Source organism: Raineyella sp. LH-20 (assembly GCF_033110965.1).
Taxonomy (GTDB): Bacteria; Actinomycetota; Actinomycetes; order Propionibacteriales; family Propionibacteriaceae; genus Raineyella.
This window is the reverse complement of the sequence record NZ_CP137003.1, coordinates 208937-224341: the sequence shown is the minus strand read 5'-3', so window position 1 is coordinate 224341 and position 15405 is coordinate 208937. Positions and strand designations below refer to the sequence as shown.

Here is a 15405-nt window from a genome sequence, read left to right as displayed (position 1 = left end):
TTGTGCCCTATCTCCGCCGGCTCACCGGCTGCCGACCGGCGCGGCACCGGCGACGGTGGGACGCTGCGGGGCGGTGACGGCTCCTCGGACGGCGCTGTTCTCCACCGCCTCCCAGAGTCCGTTGAGGTACGCGATGCCGAGGGCACGGTCGTACAGGCCGTAGCCGGGCCGGCCGACCTCGTCCCAGATCATCCGGCCGTGGTCGGGGCGGATGTACCCGTCGAACCCGTTCTCGTAGAGGGCCCGGATGATCTCGTAGAGGTCGAGTGATCCCTCCCGCGACAGGTGCGCCGACTCGTGGAAGCTGCCGTCGCCGGTCCACTTGATGTTGCGGGCGTGGACGAACGCCACCCGGTCGCGCGCCACGAAGTGACGCAGGATCGCGACGACGTCGTTGTCCGGGTTCTCGCCGAGGCTGCCGGTGCACACCGTGAGGGCGTTGCGCGGGCTGTCGACCATGTCGACGATCGCGGTGAGGTCGTCGATGTTCTTCACCACACGGGGCAGTCCGAAGAGGCTGTGCGGCGGGTCGTCCGGGTGGATCGCCATGGTGATCCCGACCTCCTCGCAGACCGGGATGATGGCCTCGAGGAAGTACTGCAAGTTGGCCCGCAGCGCGGTCTCGTCGACGTCGGCGTACGCCTCGAACAGCTGTCGCAGGTCCGCGAGCCGCTCCGGCTCCCAGCCCGGCAGCATCACGCCGCCGGCGCCCGACGCCGTCCGCTCCAGCAGGTCCTCCGGGTCGATCCGGGCGGCGAGTGCCCGGTCGTACGCCATCGCGTACGAGCCGTCGGCCAGCTGCATCGACAGGTCGGTCCGCAGCCAGTCGAAGACCGGCATGAAGTTGTAGCAGATGACCTTGATGCCGTGCTCGGCAAGGTTGCGGATGGTCTGCCGGTAGTTCTCGATCCAGCGGTCGCGGGTCGGCGCGCCGATCTTGATGTCGTCGTGGACGTTGACGCTCTCGATCACCTCGAGGGCGAGGCCCACGCCCTCGACCTGCGCCTTCAGCGCCGCGATCTTCTCGGTCGGCCACACCTCGCCGACCGGCACGTCGTAGAGAGCGCCGACGATGGTCTCCACCCCCGGGATCTGTCGGATGTACGACAGCGGGATCGTGTCGTCCTTCTCGCCGAACCAGCGGAATGACATCTTCATCGTTCGTCTGCCCCTTCTGTGAGGTGGTGGTCTGTGGTGATCGCACTGTCGGTGACGAGCTCGTGCAGCGTCCGGGCGACCGCTCCGGGTCCGGCGATCAGCGCGCGGACGTATCCCTCGACGGTCGGTCCGACACCCGCCGCGTACAGGTCGAGCCCGAAGAGCTCGGCGTTCGACAGCAGCGGGTGCAGGTGCTCGCCGAGGGTGTCGGGGTCGCCCACCCGCAGGTCGGCCACGAAGCGGTGCAGGTGGTCGGCCAGCGGATCCGGGCTGAGGTCGAACGGGTGGCCCTCGTCGTCCACGGCGAGCAGGTAGCGGATCCATGCGGCGATCGCGAACGGGATGAACCGCAACGACGTGCCGGTGCCGCGGGCGGCATGGGCCGTGAGCGTCTCGCCGAAGCGGATCCCCACCTTCTGGGAGGTGTCGGTGGCGATCCGCTGCGGCGTGTCCGGGATGCCCGGATTGGGGAGCCGGCGGGTGACGACCTCGTCGAGGAAGTCCCGCGGAGAGATGATGCCCGGGTCGGCGACGACCGGCAGCCCCTCGGCGTACCCGATGCCCCTGACCAGCCCGAGGACGTCGGGGTTGCCGATCTCCTGCGCGATGGAGGTGTATCCGAGCACGCACCCGAGGACCGCCATCGCGGTGTGCAGCGGATTGAGGCAGGTGCAGACCTTCATCCGGTCGGCCCTGTTGACCGTCTCCCGGTCGGCGAGGCGTACGCCGCCGCGCTCCAGTGCCGGGCGGCCGTTGGGGAAGCTGTCCTCGATGACGAGGTAGGAGATCTCCTCGGTGTTCGAGAACGACGCCAGCGGCGAGGCGCCCTCGCGGGTGACGAGGGCGGTGTCGGCGAGCCCGAGACGGCCGAGCGCCTCGGCGACCCGCGGCGACGGCACCGGAGTGATCCGATCGACCATCGACCAGGGGAAGGCGACCTGCTGCGGATCGCGCAGGTAGTCGACGAAGCCCCGGTCGACGTGCCCACGGGCCGCCCACAGCTCGGCGAGCTCCCACACCGACGCCGACAGGCGCAGTCCGTTCTCGGAGAAGTTGTCGGTGCTCACCACCGCGATCGGCTGCCCGCCGGCGCGGAACCGCTCCCAGAGCAGGGCGGTCAGCACGCCCATCGCGTGGGTGTCGCCGCCCGGCCCGTGCTCGACGTCGTACGCCACCGCGGGCAGCAGGTCGCCGGCGGGATCCCGCAGCCGGTAGCCCTTCTCGGTGATGGTCAGGGTCACCAGTTGCAGCGACGGGGCGGTGAAGACCTCGACGAGCCGAGCCCAGGCCTCCGTCGTCCCGGCGGACACGAAGTGGCTCTCCGCGACGCTCGCCACCAGCGTCGGCGCGACGCCGCCGTCGGCGTCCATCACCGCGTTGACGAACAGTTCGTCGGTCGCATGGCAGTGCTCGATCGTCCGGGGGTCGTGCGTGCCGACCAGCACGATCCCGGTGTCCAGAGCCCCCGTGTCGAGCAGCTGTTGGGCGACCGTCGCGTGCAGGCTGCGGAAGAAGTTGCCGGGGCCGAGGTGCACCCAGGCCGGATGCGTCGTCGTCCGTTCCCGCATCCGGGTGATGTCGTACCCGGGCACCGCGAATCCCGCGCGGGCGTACGCATCGAGCCGAGACGCCGCGTCCTCGAGGCGCAGCGGCTCGGATGCCGCGGCGGTCCGGGTGTCCGTCCGGGGCTCACTCATCGGCGGACCCCTCCATGAAGCCGAAGTAGTCGATCGCGTTGTCGTGGAAGACGCCACGCAGCACCGCGGCGGCGGTCTCCTCATCGGGGTACAGCCCGGACTCGATCCAGCCCCCGACAAGGTCGGCGACGATGCGGCGGAAGTACTCGTGGCGCGGGTAGGACAGGAAGCTCCGGGAGTCGGTGACCATGCCGACGGCCGCGTCGAGGTGGCCGACCTCGGCGAAGGTGGCGATCTGGTCGGTCATTCCGGCGATCGTGTCGTTGAACCACCAGGCGTTGCCGAGTTGCACGTTGCCCTTGACACCCTCGGCCGGGAAGCACGAGGCCAGCACGGCCAACTGCTTGTTGGCGTTCTCGTCGAGGGTGAAGAGCAGCGTCTTCGGCAGCTCTCCGGCGGCATCCAGATCGCTGAGCATCCGGGCGACCGCGTAGATCGGCATGTCCTCACCGACCGCGTCGAAGCCGGTGTCCGGGCCGATCGCGTCGAGGAAGCGCCGGCTGGCGTCACGCAGCGCGGTCAGGTGCCACTCCATCACCCAACCCTGCTGGTGGTAGAGCGCCGCGAGCTTCGTCAGCAGCACCCAGTGGAAGGCGCCGGTCTGCTCCGGGGTGAGGGTCTCGCCGGCCAGGCGCGCGACGAGTGCGGCCTCGGCCTCGGCGTCGGTGGCCGGGGTCTTCGGGAACACTTCGAGCGAGTGGTCGGCGACGCGGCAGCCGTGGTCGGCGAAGAACTGCACCCGTACGCCGAGGGCCGCCACGAGGTCGTCCAGCGTGACGATCTCGTGGCCGGTCGCCTCGGCCAGGCGCTGGACGTACGGGAGGAAGGTGTTGCGCTCGATCCGCAGCACGGCGTCCGGCCGGAAGCCGGGCAGCACCTGGGTCTCGAAGCTCGGGTCGGCGGCCAGCAGTTCGTGGTGGGTCAGCGGGTCGAGCGGGTCGTCGGTGGTGCAGACGATCTCGACGTTGCTCTTGCGCACCAGGTGGCGCGGGCTGAAGTCCGGGCGGGCGAGGAGCTCGTTGGCCCGGTCGAAGATGGACCGGGCGGATGCGGCGGTGATGGTGTCCTCGATGCCGAAGAAGCGGCGCAGCTCGAGGTGGGACCAGTGGTAGAGCGGATTGCCGATCGCGCGCTGGAGCACGCCGGCCCACTGCTCGAACTTCTCCCAGTCAGTGGCGTCGCCGGTGATGAACCGCTCCGCGACACCCGCGCCGCGCATCAGCCGCCACTTGTAGTGGTCACCGCCGAGCCACACGTCGGTGAGCGAGCGGAACAGCCGGTCCTCGTGCAGCTCCTGGGCCGACAAGTGGCAGTGGTAGTCGATGATCGGCAGGTCGGCGACCGCGTCGTAGAGGCGGATGGCTGCCGGGGTGTCGAGGAGGAAGTCCTCGCCGAGGAACTGCTTCATCGCGCTCCGCCTTCCGTGCGGCACTGCATCTGGGTCCTGTCCATTTCCCTACTCCTAACTCTTCCTTGAGTGAGCGTGGGCTGCCTGCCGATCGATGGCTCGATCGACAGGTCCGGCTCCGTCGACAGACGTACGCTACCATGGTAGCGTTCTAGTGCGCACGGCAGCTTGCCGGCGTAGGACACAGTCGCCCTACGGTCAGGACCTACACTCAGTGGCGGCGGGTCTGGTGCCAGACCCCCACGAACACCGCTGAGAGGGACGACCCCCAGGGCTTACTCGATGGAGAGGAAGCTTGGAGATGCGCAGAGGAACCTGCCTCCGCCGCCATGGGATCGCGGGGAACTGCGGACCCGCCCTGCGAAGCGGGAGCGTGGTGTCGTGAGCTCCCGGCAGGAAACAACGGATTACTCGACGCGACGCGTCTACACGGCGAAGCCGATCACGCTCGCCCGCAGCGTCGGCTACGGCGTCGTCGACCTGATGGGTGGTGGCTGGAACACCATCGTCAGCGGCCTGATGCTGTACTTCTTCACCACGTACGGTCATGTGACGGCACTCCAGGCCGGCTCGATCCTGTTCATCGCGCGCATCGTCGACGCGGTGGCCAGCCTGTTCATCGGCCCGCTCACCGACAACCTCTACCGCACCCGGGTCGGCCGGAAGTACGGTCGGCGCCACTTCCTGCTGCTGATCGGCTGCCCGCTGCTCCTCGTGGTCTTCCCGCTGCTGTGGGTGTCCGCGCAGGGCTACTGGTACTACCTGCTCGTCTACCTCGCCACCGAGATCATCATCGCGATGATCCTCATCCCGTGGGAGACGCTGCCGACCGAGATGACCGCCGACTACACGAAGCGCACCAAGCTGAGCTCGACGCGGATGTTCCTGTCGGCCACCGGCACCTTCCTGGTCTTCTACATCCCGGCGCAGGTCAAGGCGACCCACAACCCCAACGCCTTCTTCATCGCCGGGCTGATCTGCACGGTGCTGTTCGCTGCCGCCATTGCGATCGCCTACTTCACCACCTGGGAGCGCAAGCTCACCCCCGAGTTCGTCGCGGAGCTCGATGCCCAGCCGCGGCTCGGTGTGGGCGCGATGCTCAAGAAGACCTTCGTCGACTTCGCGACGACGTTCACCAACGTCAGCTTCGTCAAGCACCTGGTGGTGTACCTGTTCTCGTTCACCGGCAAGGACGTGTTCTCCACCGCCCTGACGTTCTTCATCGTGTACGCGATCGAGGGTGGGGAGACGTTCGGCCTGACGCTGCAGGCCTTGTCGATCATCGGCCTGCCGGTGACGATCGCCGCCGGGTTCCTGATGATCCGCAAGGGGCCGCGCTTCCTGTGGGCCACGTCGTTCTCGATCATCATCGCCTGCCTGCTGGCCTTCGGCGCCATCTACCTGTTCAAGCCGTCGTCGACGATCGCGCTGCTGGTCGTCGTCGGTCTCGCCTACCAGTGCGGGCGGGCCATCCTTGAGTTCACGCCGTGGAACGTCTACCCGTTCATCCCGGACGTGGACTACCTCATCAGCCGCCAGCACCGCGCCGGCATCTACGCCGCGGTGATGACCTTCGGCCGCAAGTCGACCGGTGCGGTCGCCACGCTGCTGGTGGCCTGGCTGCTCAGCCTCGGCGGCTTCCTGCAGCCCGGGACGGCGGGCGGTGTCAAGCAGGATCCGTCGTGCACCACCGCGTGCCCGCTGGTGCAGACCGCGACCGCCAACCACGTCATCGCGGCCGTCACCGTCTTCCTGCCGATGGTGCTCATCGCGATCGCGCTGATCACGTCGCGGTTCATCCACTTGGACGCGCGTACGCACGCCGTGCTGCGTACGGAGATCCAGCGGCTCGAGGAGGGCGGCTCGAAGGCCGACGTCACCCCCGAGACCCGCAAGGTCGTCGAGCAGCTGACCGGTCACACGTACGAGAACCTGTGGCCCGAGGTGGTGGCGGAGGCCACGAAGGCCACCACCACAGCCTGATCCACTGTTCGTCGCGGCGGTGCCAGGACGGGTGATCCCCGTCCTGGCGCCTTGGCGCTTGCTGGGCCGGACTCAGCGCCTGCCGCCGTACGGGACGGTGATGATCTCCAGGTTGTGGCCGTCGGGGTCCTTCCAGTAGAGGCCACGTCCTCCGTCGTGGTGGTTGATGGTGCCCTCGGCGTGATGGTACGGATCCGCCCAGAAGGTCAGGCCGCGCGCCCTGATGCGGCCCCAGATCGCGTCGAACTCCTCCTCGGAGACGAGGAAGGCATAGTGCTGGCGCTGGAAACCGTGCGGCGCATGGTCGTCGGCGAAGTCCAGTGAGGTCTCTCCGATCTGGACGACGACGAACGGCCCGTAGGTCACCGGGGAAGCGAGGCCGAGCACCTCGGCCAGGAATGCGGCGGAGGCGTGCTTGTCGGTCGCGTTGACGATGGTGTGGTTGAGCGTGACGGTCATGCCGATGCTCCTTCCTGCCCTCTCCATGGTGCCTCCTGCCCTCCAGGATGTGCGCCATGCCGTCGTTCGGCCTCGCCGATGCAGGAATGGTGGTCGAGAATCCCGCCATAGGTGTTCGCTATGGAAGCTGGGACAGTGACCGTTTCCCGGGTGGCGCTGATCGTGGCGCGCTGCCTGGATATGTACGAGCGGCGTCGGGAGACTCACGCTTCGGCTTCTGGGTGAAACCCCTGAGCGGGCTCACCTATGCCGCTCGTCCAGAAGGTCGGTGCCGACCCGGGCGCACGGGAAACTCTGACCCCGGCGTTCGGGTGCGCCGGAGATCGACCACTGTAGTCAATTGGGGTCGCCTGTGGCCGGTCTGTTCGTGCGCCTTTCAAGCGCCGCGTCGGTCTTGGCATCGCTACCAATGCGATACGGCAGGGGTGCCGTCAGCCCTTGATGGCGGAGCGACCTCCACTGCCGGGACGTTTCGGCTAGGTGGTGAGGGCCGCCTGCCCCGATGACGTCTCATTCAGCAGGGGGTCGGTGCGTCGCTCGTCTTCGGGAAGATTCATTGCCGCGGCAAGGAGATTGCTCAGCCGACGGGCGTCGTCCAAGCCTTGTCCCTTGGTAGCCCAAGCGTCGAACGTGATCCTGATGTTCTCGTCGTTGGTGATGATGTCTAGGACGGGACCTTGCTTGTCGCGCTCGCGAAACCGCACATAACGAATATCCGAGAGCAGGAAGTCTTCTTCGATCAGGCCCTGTTTGCGCACCGCATTCTGTGCCGAGATGAAGCAGCGCTCAGGGGTTACTCCGAGGTAGGCGTTGTCGCCGACAAGGCGGTCGCGATTGACGTCGGCGATAGCCAGGACGGGTCCCTCATCGGGCACAGCCCAACGCAGGATCCGCAGGACATCCTCGGGCACAGCCTCGTGGAACACCGTGACAGCCGGATCCAGCGTCGGGGGTTGTGTGTGGATGATGTCGCGCAGTTCGGCAACCCGCCTAGCCAACGCTTCGGCCATGGCAGCGGCGTCACGCATGTTCTGACGCTTGGCTGTGAACGGCAGACTGCGTTCGCCCGGCAGTTCGGCCATCAAACGGCATTGACGCTCGAGCTGGGTAAGAAGCTGCGCAATCTCATCCATGGCCCGGGTGTGTTCGCGCTGAGTCTCGGAGACAAGCTCCTCTAGAAGACGTTCGTTCTCAGCGGTCGCCCCGTCGCGGCTGATATGACCGGAGCGCAGCACCTGCGCGCGATACCAAGAGCCCTCGGCCATGAGCATCCCGTGCGAGTCGGCGACGATCTGCTCGATGTGCTTCTGAAGGTAGTCGCGCCTACCCGCAGCATCAGTGTCGAGCGCCTCGAGGTGCCCGCGAATCAGCGACATGAAGAGGTGCCGCTGTTTGCGCAGGTCAGCCTCCCTGGGGGCGATGGCATCGAAGATGTGGTCGTTGACCGCACCGACCGCCTGGGCCTCGCGCACCGCGCGCATCGTCGTCTCGTACAGGCCAAGCAGGGTCGCCCACTGATCCTCGTGCAGCGCCTGGAGAACGTCGCGGGTGAGCTGGATGTTCTCATCGACCCGACGTGAGATGGACGCCAGCTGCATCTGCAGTGCCAGGAGGGCGGCCGCCGGTCCGAGAGCCGTGAGCATTGTGGCGGACTGCACACCCGTCGCCGGCGCCCAGCGCACCGAGTGGGCGATCTGCCCGTTGCTGTTGACGAGCGCACCGAGGTTCCAGCCGCCCGACGTCATTGGCTGCGCTGTTTGGAGCGCCAGCATTGTCTCGGGTGCCAGGCGCACCAGTCCCTGTGCCTGGATCAGACCCTGTGAGCCCTGCACGGCTACGTTGCCGAGGCCTGAGGCCATAGCCAACTTGTCGGTCAGCACCTTGGTGGTTTCGGTACCCAGCCCCTCGAAGGGGATCAGCTCGAAGCCGCTCGGTGGCTGGTCCGCGAAGAGCACGGCCATACCCGGCGCGAACTCGACCAGACTCACCATTGGCTCATCACGCAAGTCCACTGCTGCGTTGGCGGTTCCCTCTTCTGACGATGACATGCGCGGCCCCCTTCGATCGGCAACCTGAAGATTACCTGAGTCTCGTGGAGCCGCCACAGGCAATGCCCCTGCCTGGGATTGGTCGCCGGACACGCCGCCGTCTCGGAGTTCGATCGCGGCAGGGGGACGGCATCGAGTGGGGAGAGCTCAGGCCGCGCCGGAGATGGTCAGGCGGTGTCGAGCACGTCGTGGAGTCTGGCGGCGAAGGCATCGGGCTCCCCGGCCTGGCCGTATTCGCCGCCCAGGAATCCGCCGTGGTGGCTCGGGAAGATCGTCAGCGGCAGCCCGAGCGCCTCCGCGAGGGCTGCCGTCGTACGTCCGGTGATGGTGTCGGTGGACTGCACGCCGGCTGCGATGACGAGGCGTGTCGGGGACGACGTGAGGGCGCGTACGTCCGGCCGGTAGTGCGTCACCGCGTCGGAGACACCGGACAACAGGGGGTCGTCGCGGCGGCCGTCGTCGTCGGCGGACATGCCGAACGCGGCCGGGTCGGCTGCGGGCTGGGCGGCGTACGCGTCGGTGAACTCGCCGTGCCACATGGACATTGCGATGAACTGCGCCATCCCGACTCCGGATCCGCCGGCGTGGTAGGCCTCCCGGACCGCCCGCTCGGCCGCGAAGGCGCGGTCGGCGTCGGGGAGCACGGCCAGCAGCGGCGGCTCGTGGGCGACCAGGGTGCTGACGTCGTCGGGATGCGCGGTGACCAGGGCCAGCCCGGTCACCGCCCCACCGCTGCTGCCGAAGACCTCGACCGGTCCCGAGCCGAGGGCGCCGATCAGGGCATGCAGGTCCTCGGCCTGGACCGCAGGGTCGTTGTCCCTGCGGCCGTCGTCCCGCGTGCTGCGCCCCAGTCCGCGCGGATCGTAGGTGACCACGGTCCGCTCCGGGAAGTGCGACGCGAGCGTGCCGAACCCCTCGGCGCCCATCGGTTGGCCGATCATCAGCAGCGGAGGCCGGTCGGTCGTCGGCAGTACGCCGCGGACATCGTAGGTGAGGGTGGCCCCGGGCACCCGCAGCGTGTGCGTCGAGATGGCTGACATGTCGGTCTCCCGCCGAGCGGAGGTGGTGTGATCTCCATCATGACCGACATGGCGGCCCCAGGTCAGACGCGGTGCAGCATCGGCAGGGTGAACATCCAGATGTTCAGCAGACCCAGGGCGGTGACGAGCGCGTAGTACGGGGAGATGAGACCGCGATGGACGCCTCCGGGGTAGCGGCGGCGGGCGATGCGGTGGCAGGTGTAGAGCGAGCCCGCGATCCCGAGGGCGAGGAGGGTGAACTGCAGCACCTGGATCGCCGCCGGCCCGAGCAGTGCCGGCGAGTCGGTGGGCATGCCGAGACCGAACAGCGGGAAGGCGGTGTAGAAGACGGCCTTGCCCTCGGACAGCAGGTGGAACAGGTTGTGCGCCATGTGGGCGGCGACGTCGAGGGGGATGAGGGCGTAGCCGAAGCGAGCGAAGTTCTGCCAGATGCCCTCGGCGCTGCGCGTCGCGGCCACCTTGGATGCCAGGGCAAGCAGGCCGACCGGGAGCGCGATGGCGATGACGAACGCGACAGTGAACACGATCGGGTAGAACGTCGTCCCGATGACACTGCCGATGGCCGCCAGGATGGTGGGCCAGACACTGAGCATCGACAGGTTCTGGATGAGGACGATGCCCATGATGGCCATCGCGAGGGAGGCGACCTCGACCCGCGGCTTGTCCATGAACCACAGTTCCTGGGTGGGCTTGCGCACGGTCACCGAGATGGCGCCGTTCGGACAGTTCTTGATGCAGTTGGCGCACAGGTTGCAGGTGGCGTTGGAGTCCAGCGTGCGGGGGAAGGAGAACAGCGGGCACCCGGGGACGTCGGCGCTGCCGTTGTAGCAGACGGCGCGGGCCTTGCAGGTCTTGCAGATGTCCTGGTCGGCCCGCAGGGTGACCATGGCGGTCCGGGAGTAGTTGCCGGCGACGCCGCCGAGGAAGCACAGGTAGCGGCAGAACGCCCGGCGCTGCCACAGTGCCCCGGAGACGACCACGGCGGTCGTCAGGAGCAGGACCATCACCCCGGAGCCCCAGGGCGAGGCGACGACGCCCCACATGTGGTCGGCCCAGGTGATGGCGATGAAGGACGCGTCGATGAGCCAGATCCCGTACTTCTTGAGGAAGGGTGGGACGGGCCGTTCGAGGCCGACGACCTTCTGGACCCAGTCGTTCAGGGTGGCGAAGGGGCAGATCGCGCACCAGAAGCGACCCATCAGGAAGAACACGATGGGGATCAACGGCCACCAGATCACCCACATCAGGACGGTGCCGATGTTCTCGTGGGCCGACTCCGGCCCGGCGAGCAGCTGGTAGCCGACGAAGACGAAGCCCGCCAGCACCGCCCACTGGAACACCCGAGGATAGAGCGGGCTCGTCATCACGCGGCGGACCAGCGGAACGTCCAGCAGGTTCCTGCCGCGCGGCTCGGGCGTCGTGTCCGGCGGAAGCACGGGGATGAGGGGCAGCCGCCGGCGCTCGTCGGGCTGCTGCTCGGGCTCCGGGGTCGTGGTCAGTTCCTGTCTGGTCATGCGTTTCCCCCGGAGAGGTCGTCGGTGCGGGCCGGGCCGGCGACGACCCGTGCGGAACGTACGGATCGCTGCGCCAGCCTGGCCGCGCGGGCTCCTCGACCCTTCAGCCGGAGGACGCCCGCCGTGGCCAGGACGAGGAGGTTCAGCGCCCCGAAGCCGCCGAGCACGGCCAAGCGGCCGGCTGCGTCGGGAGTGACCACGGTGACCGACGCGGATCCATGCCCGGACGTGCCGCCCGTGTCGTGTCCCGTGGTGTCATGACCTGAACTGTGCCCACCGGTGTGAGAGTCCGAGGACCCCGGCGCGACACTCTCCGCGGTGCCGGTGCCGGCGGAGTGGTCGTGGGACATCGTCGACGAGCCCTCCGTGGTCATCGTGGACATGTCGTGCCCGGACATGTCGTGCCCCGACATGTCGGTCGTCTCAGCGGCGGAGACCGCTGGGGTCGGTGCCTGCGTCGGGCTGGCACTGGCCGGTGCGGGACCGGACGCAAGCGTCAGAGGTACGGCGAGCGCGACGGCGGCGAGGTAGAGCGCGGTTCTGGGTCGCGGACAGGTGTTCAACGGCGGCCTCCAGGATCGTGTGGTCCCGGAAAGCCTTCAGGCCGTTCCTCTACGTCCTGTGCACGTTCGGTGAAGATGCGGTCAACATCCCTCGGGTCCGGCCATCAGGAGGCGTACGGACCTCGATCACTCCGCTTCGAGTCGGGATGCCAGCGTGTCGAGATCGGCCCGGATCCTGGCGACCAGACCAGGGGTGGAGGTGCCCAGGGAGGCCAGTTGCGCGATCAGCAACTCGCCGGCCATCGTGGAGACCGGAAGACCGCGCTTCTCCGCCTCAGCCACCAACGCCTCCCAGTCCTCGACGGGCAGCCGCACCTGGAGCGTCTTGTCCCAGCGGCTCTCGCGCCTCGGCCGATTCCCAGGCGGGATCCGGGCCTCGCCGAAGTGCTCGACCAGGTCGGCTTCGATGGGGGTGGAGCCGTCTCTGGATGGCATCGGTTCGCTCCTTCGCGCGGCGTCGTCGGGGCTCTGGGAGTCGTGCGGCACCCCCAGAGGTCACTGTGGTGGAAGTGTAGGGCGGCCGTCACGGCGCGGCACCGGCAACGCGCGGGCCTGGTGTCGCCCGGGCGCCACGGCCTGCGGGCTCACCCCCGACGGTGGTGCCGGGCGCCGGGCTCACCCCCCGACGACGTAGCCGCATGCCGGGCTCACCTCCGACGATGCCGCCGGGCGCGGACAGCCAGCGCCAGGCCGATCGACGCGGCCACCACCGCTCCCGCGACGAGGACGGGCCGTCCGGAGCGCTTCTCCTCCGCCGCCTCCGGGGCGCCCTCGAGCCGCACCTCGCCCGCGACGCCGTCCACGGTAATCAGGTCGCCGGTCGCGATCCGTTTGGTCGCCGCGCCGGTGCCCAGGACGGCCGGGATGCCGAACTCCCGCGCGACGATCGAGCCGTGGCTCAGCACGCCGCCGATGTCGGTCACCACGCCCGCGGCCTGGGCGAAGAGCGGCGTGTACGCCGGGGTGGTGATCGAGGCGACGAGGATCTCTCCGGGGACGAAGGCCGCGAAGTCGGCCGGTCCTCGGAGCACCCGGGCGTGCCCGGTCACCCGGCCCCCGGACCCCGTCGTCCCCGCGAGCACCGGGCCGGATGCCTGTTCCTTGGCGGGCAGGAAGCTCTCCCAGGCCTTCATCGCGCGGCTCTCCGGGAGATACTGCGGCGGCGTCGCCTGGGCCTGGCCCCGCCAGGTGGCTCGCCGCTCGGCGATGACCGCCGCCTGACTCGGCAGTGTCTCCCCAGCCTCCGCCCGCGCTCCGAGATCGATCAGCTCGGCCAGCGTCAGCCAGAAGACCTCGTCCGGCCCGGCCAGCGCACCGGCGTCGGTCAGTCGGTGGCCCGCCTCGAGGGCGAGACGGCGGATGGTCGGCCAGGCGAGTCCCATCGCGGCGAGCGCGTCCTCGCGGATCGGCGCCCACCGCTGGGCCGACGTCAGGCGGTGGCGGGCGAGCGCCCGACGCGCCGGATCCAGCCGCCCCAGCAGGTCGCGCGTCAGGTGTTCGCGCCGCTCGGCCAGCCGCTGCTGGCGTACGACCGGGTCGGGTGCGGTGCCGCCCAACTGGTAGCGCAGCGCCTGGAGCACCGGGGTCGGGTCCTCGGCCGGCACCGGGTTGATGATGTCGAGGTTGTAGGTGGTGTGGCCGTACGCCGCCAGATGTGCGTCGAGCCGCTCGCGCCAGCCCGCCCACGCTGCCGCGTTCGCCCCGGCCGGCGGCTCGGCGGCGAGCGGGTCGGTGTCCGGCGACAGCAGCGCGTCGGTGAGCCCGGCCGTACGACACCAGGAAGCGAGCCGGGCCAGCGACTTCTCCACCGCGATCGGCGTGGAGTTGAAACCGAGCAGGTAGTCGGTGGCGGCCGCATCGCCGCGGCGGCGCAGCGCGCGGTCGTAGAGGGTCGTCCAGGTGAGCTCGGCCATCGACGCGACGGGGATGATGGTCTGCACCGTCGTGTAGTAGAGGCAGCCGGCATCGACCAGGTCCTGGATGCCGTGGACCAGTTCGGCGGCCGTCAGCGCGGCAGGATCGCGGTCGGCCCAGCGGGCGACGGTGGCGCGGTAGCGCGGCAGTTCGCGGTCCCGCCACCGGTCCAGGACGAACCCCTTCTCGCCGATCACCTTGAGCAGGCCTGGGCTGAGCGACAGCATCCCGAGGAACGCGGTGCGGCTGTAGTCGTAGAAGGCGTAGCCGTTGATGGTCGGGAAGTCGGCGTCGAGCGCAGTGGCCTTGGGGGACAGCTCGCCCATCAGGCCGTTGAGGCCGCGGGGGACGGCCGTCCGGGCGAGGTCGGCGAACAGTGGGCTGAGCGGGTCGGGCAGTTGCTCGACGATGCTGGCACGGAAGTAGAGGCTGCCGCGGCGGGGGACCGGCCAACTGGTCGGGACCTCGCCGGTCGGTTCGGGCAGTGCGGTGATCGGGCGGGCCTGGACGAGCTGGAACCCGCCGTCGTGCAGCACCCATTCGATGTCCTGGGGGACGCCGAAGTGCGCCGCGACCCGCGCGCCGAGCGCGGCGAGGTCGAGGGCCTGGGGGTCGGTGAGGGTGCGCTCGTGGCGGCGGTCGTCGGGGGTGGCGATCTCGTCGGCGCCGGCCTCGGTGGGGACGGTCATCACCTGCTTGTCGCCGACGCGTACGGTGACCTGCGGGCCGTCGACGGATGGCCGGACGACGTACTCGTCGGGTTCGACGCGGCCGCCGACGACGGACTCGCCGAGACCCCAGGCGGCGGTGATGACGGTCTCGTCGCGACGCCCGGTGGCGGGGTTCGCGGTGAACAGGACGCCGGACACGTCGGCCGGGACGAGGCGCTGCACGACGACGGCGATGCTCAGTCTGTCGTTGGCCGTGTCAGCGGCTGCGTCGGTGGTGCCGGGGCCGCCCGCGCTGGTGCCCGCGATCGCGTCAGCCCGGTGGGCGCGATAGGCGACCGCCCGTGGCGTCCACAGTGATGCCCAGCAGCGGCGGACCGCATCGAGCACATCGTCGGCGCCGACGATGTTGAGGTAGGTGTCCTGCTGGCCGGCGAAGCTCGCGCCGGGAAGGTCCTCGGCGGTGGCGGAGGAGCGTACGGCGACCGGTCCCTCGCCGAGCGCGGCGTACGCCTCGGTGATCGCCGCCGCCAGTTCCCGCGGGAACGTGGCCTCCTCGAAGAGGGCGCCGATCGCGGTGGTCCCGCCGTCGGCGGCCGAGGTGGTGTCGCCCTCGGCGGCCAGGGCTGCGGCGCGGTCGCTGAGATCGTTGTCGGCGACGAATCGGTCGTACGCCCCTGTGGTCACGACGAACCCGTCCGGCACGGGAAAGCCTCCCCGCACCAGTTCGCCGAGATTGGCTCCCTTGCCACCGGCCGAGGCGACCCCGCCGGCGTCGGAAAGGGCAGTGACGTACGCATCCTGACCGGACATGGGGCGAGCCTAGTCCTGCGGGGTGCGCCACTCTGCGATGGGCCGCGCCGCTGGTCCAAGCATTGATGCCGGCGTATCGGTCGATGACGGAGACTCGGAGGGGGAGTGACAGCACTGCCGCCACAAGTCTCATTGATGAT

General features: G+C 69.2%; 11 protein-coding genes. 1 reads left to right on the top strand and 10 read right to left on the bottom strand.

Features of this window, described 5'->3' with window-relative positions:
* Nucleotides 1-21: 21 nt before the first annotated feature.
* Genes uxuA through uxaC form a run of 3 tightly spaced genes read right to left on the bottom strand, consistent with a single transcriptional unit; the run spans nt 22 to nt 4263 of the window.
* Nucleotides 22-1158 carry a mannonate dehydratase gene (gene uxuA, locus R0146_RS00855; protein WP_317690982.1) on the bottom strand — a complete coding sequence of 379 codons (1137 nt, stop codon included), beginning with the start codon at nt 1156-1158 and terminating at the stop codon, nt 22-24.
* Nucleotides 1155-2855 (bottom strand): mannitol dehydrogenase family protein, encoded by a 1701-nt coding sequence (locus R0146_RS00850; protein ID WP_317690981.1) that lies wholly within the window; start codon nt 2853-2855, stop codon nt 1155-1157. Before R0146_RS00850 ends, uxuA begins: the two co-directional genes overlap by 4 nt.
* Nucleotides 2848-4263 (bottom strand): glucuronate isomerase, encoded by a 1416-nt coding sequence (gene uxaC, locus R0146_RS00845; RefSeq protein WP_317690980.1) that lies wholly within the window; start codon nt 4261-4263, stop codon nt 2848-2850. Before uxaC ends, R0146_RS00850 begins: the two co-directional genes overlap by 8 nt.
* Before the next feature lie 381 nt (nt 4264-4644).
* Here uxaC and R0146_RS00840 point away from each other — a divergent pair, with 381 nt between their 5' ends.
* Nucleotides 4645-6246: an MFS transporter gene (locus R0146_RS00840; protein ID WP_317690979.1), complete on the top strand. Its 1602-nt coding sequence runs from the start codon at nt 4645-4647 to the stop codon at nt 6244-6246.
* 72 nt (nt 6247-6318) lie between these two features.
* On the opposite strand, the gene R0146_RS00835 is transcribed toward R0146_RS00840, so the two are convergent.
* From R0146_RS00835 to R0146_RS00805, 7 genes are all read right to left on the bottom strand, one after another.
* On the bottom strand, nt 6319-6705 hold the full coding sequence (locus R0146_RS00835) for a VOC family protein (protein WP_317690978.1): 387 nt from the start codon (nt 6703-6705) through the stop codon (nt 6319-6321).
* 476 nt (nt 6706-7181) lie between these two features.
* Nucleotides 7182-8753 carry a hypothetical protein gene (locus tag R0146_RS00830; RefSeq protein WP_317690977.1) on the bottom strand — a complete coding sequence of 524 codons (1572 nt, stop codon included), beginning with the start codon at nt 8751-8753 and terminating at the stop codon, nt 7182-7184.
* Nucleotides 8754-8920: 167 nt separating this feature from the next.
* Nucleotides 8921-9793, bottom strand: a complete 873-nt coding sequence (locus R0146_RS00825) for an alpha/beta fold hydrolase (protein ID WP_317690976.1) — start codon at nt 9791-9793, stop codon at nt 8921-8923.
* Between the two features lie 62 nt (nt 9794-9855).
* The gene (locus R0146_RS00820) at nt 9856-11307 is read right to left on the bottom strand and encodes a 4Fe-4S binding protein (protein WP_317690975.1); all 1452 of its coding nucleotides are present in this window, start codon (nt 11305-11307) and stop codon (nt 9856-9858) included.
* The gene (locus R0146_RS00815; RefSeq protein WP_317690974.1) at nt 11304-11507 is read right to left on the bottom strand and encodes a hypothetical protein; all 204 of its coding nucleotides are present in this window, start codon (nt 11505-11507) and stop codon (nt 11304-11306) included. The genes R0146_RS00820 and R0146_RS00815 overlap by 4 nt, the downstream gene beginning before the upstream one ends.
* A 489-nt stretch (nt 11508-11996) precedes the next feature.
* The gene (locus R0146_RS00810; RefSeq protein ID WP_317690973.1) at nt 11997-12305 is read right to left on the bottom strand and encodes a hypothetical protein; all 309 of its coding nucleotides are present in this window, start codon (nt 12303-12305) and stop codon (nt 11997-11999) included.
* A 212-nt stretch (nt 12306-12517) separates the two neighbouring features.
* Nucleotides 12518-15265, bottom strand: coding sequence for a PEP/pyruvate-binding domain-containing protein (locus R0146_RS00805; protein WP_317690972.1), 2748 nt, complete (start codon nt 15263-15265; stop codon nt 12518-12520).
* Between the last annotated feature and the right edge of the window lie 140 nt (nt 15266-15405).

Coding starts and splice junctions, on each gene's coding strand:
- R0146_RS00830 (WP_317690977.1), bottom strand. CDS start 8,753: ATGTCATCGTCAGAAGAGGGAACCGCCAACGCAGCAGTGGACTTGCGT.
- R0146_RS00825 (WP_317690976.1), bottom strand. CDS start 9,793: ATGTCAGCCATCTCGACGCACACGCTGCGGGTGCCCGGGGCCACCCTC.
- R0146_RS00805 (WP_317690972.1), bottom strand. CDS start 15,265: ATGTCCGGTCAGGATGCGTACGTCACTGCCCTTTCCGACGCCGGCGGG.
- R0146_RS00820 (WP_317690975.1), bottom strand. CDS start 11,307: ATGACCAGACAGGAACTGACCACGACCCCGGAGCCCGAGCAGCAGCCC.
- R0146_RS00850 (WP_317690981.1), bottom strand. CDS start 2,855: ATGAGTGAGCCCCGGACGGACACCCGGACCGCCGCGGCATCCGAGCCG.
- R0146_RS00835 (WP_317690978.1), bottom strand. CDS start 6,705: ATGACCGTCACGCTCAACCACACCATCGTCAACGCGACCGACAAGCAC.
- R0146_RS00810 (WP_317690973.1), bottom strand. CDS start 12,305: ATGCCATCCAGAGACGGCTCCACCCCCATCGAAGCCGACCTGGTCGAG.
- uxaC (WP_317690980.1), bottom strand. CDS start 4,263: ATGAAGCAGTTCCTCGGCGAGGACTTCCTCCTCGACACCCCGGCAGCC.
- uxuA (WP_317690982.1), bottom strand. CDS start 1,158: ATGAAGATGTCATTCCGCTGGTTCGGCGAGAAGGACGACACGATCCCG.